1 protein-coding gene is annotated in these 1,897 nt (G+C 38.0%); it reads right to left on the bottom strand.

The window, feature by feature from the left end; all coding sequences use genetic code 11:
- Positions 1 to 126: 126 nt before the first annotated feature.
- Positions 127 to 1,897 (bottom strand): VWA domain-containing protein (locus IAE19_RS16390; RefSeq protein WP_200461966.1); only part of this gene is annotated, 1,771 nt, incomplete at its 5' end.

Here is a 1,897-nt window from a genome sequence, read left to right as displayed (position 1 = left end):
TTTTGTTCCAGAATTTGAAACTTATATCCAAGTCAAAAATTGTACTTGATTGGAATTAAAAACTTGTTTAATAATAAAAAACTGCCTCATGACTGAAGCAGTTTTTAAAAATGGTGATAATTAGTTTTAGCCAATGATGATCTGGTTATTGGCTAGCAAATCTTGTAAATCTAGACCCGCTTTATTTTCCAAAATGATCAAATCAGACATGGTGTAATTTCCAAGTGCGCCATCACGATCCACTTTAATTACAGCATTGCCATTTGCATCATCTTCAACAGAAATGTAATCGGCTATATTACTGTTATCTGCTAAAAGACCATCAAAAAAGTCAGAACTAAATTTGATTTTGTCGTTGGTTTCATAATCTATCCAAGTATCTGTACCATTACCACCAGTTACATCTGCTGTATTTAGTACCTCATACATTATAGTGTCATCCCCACGACCCGTTGAGATAATGTCATTACCTGAACCACCATATATAGTGTCATTACCTGCCCCAGCGATAATAATGTCATTACCAGAACCACCATAAATAATATCATCACCACCTTTAGTCACAGAATCAACAGCATCGGCATTCACAAAATCACGATAATGCTCTTTTACATAATCATAAATTTGTTGCTGCGTAGGATCTGCCCCATTTGTTACTTCAGCTTTTAGATAAGCTTCGAGCGTTGAATATCCAGAATACTTAGGATAAAGATATGGATTATCCGTACGTCCCTGCCATGTAATCCAGTCTGTATTGATTGAATCACCAAAGAGAATGTCATCACCAGCTCCCCCTTTCACTGTATCACTTCCCACATCAGCAGGCAGGAAGTTCTCTGAGCCCCCAATTAGATAAGCAATTAGTTTCCCAGCATCAGCTATGGCATGAGCTTCACCATGATTAGTACTAGACCAGTTCTCAATTTTATCACCATTAATATCTGTGTTATCAAAACGAGAAACTGCATCCTGTACTCCAGTAGCAGTACCAACACCTACAGCAAAAACCTTACTCTGACTAGCTAGATCTGCGAAATCTGCATCATATTTAGAATAATCAGAAGTAGTTGGGTTAGCACCAGTACCATTATAAGTATTCGGCTTACCATCTGTGAGGAAGTAAGTCTGATTTTCATAACTTGAATCGGCAGCAACTGATCCACTTTCTAGTCCAGTAGTAAGGCCATCAAACCAATTCTCTGCTTTTTCCCAACCTCTATTAGGATTAGTACCACCGGCTGCACTTAATCCATCAATATAATCAAATATTTCTTGCAAATTATCTTTGGTTACTACCCAAGATTTATTGTAATTATTACCTGCATATCCTGCACTAGAGAAAGAGGCAAGCTGTAAGTTAATAACACCATCATGTGTAACCATCTGTTGAATAAATGCCTTCAACCCTGCCTTAGCAATTTCTAAACGGCTTTGTTCGCCATTTGATGGGTTAACATCAGATGCTAACCGATAATTCATGCTTCCAGACAAATCTAATACAACTGAAACATTATAATTATGCCCTGAAATAAAGTTGGTTTTCAAACCACCAATATCACCAGCTATAAGGTCATCACCAGATGTCGCTGTTACGATATCATCACCATTAGTGATACCTGTGGATTGATCTCCTTTAATCACAGAGTCCACAGATTCTGTATCTTGAGCATCAATAGCAGTACCATTACGATCAATTGAATTTGCCACTACAGTAACAGTTGATCCATTTAAACCAGTCGCAATTCCATCCACAGCTGTTAATTGGTATTGATAATTACCGTTTAAATCAGTTTGGACAGTACGCTCAATTTCAAGTTGCTCACCATTCTCATCATACCCTGTAATAGTCAGTACAACGTCGGTGCCTGGGGCAACGTCTGTCGTCGTACCTGTGATG

Origin of the sequence: Acinetobacter sp. S40 (assembly GCF_016624705.1) — a bacterium.
In the GTDB taxonomy this organism is placed as follows: Bacteria; Pseudomonadota; Gammaproteobacteria; order Pseudomonadales; family Moraxellaceae; genus Acinetobacter.
Note: the sequence above shows the minus strand (reverse complement) of the source record. Positions and strands in the feature narration are given on the sequence as shown.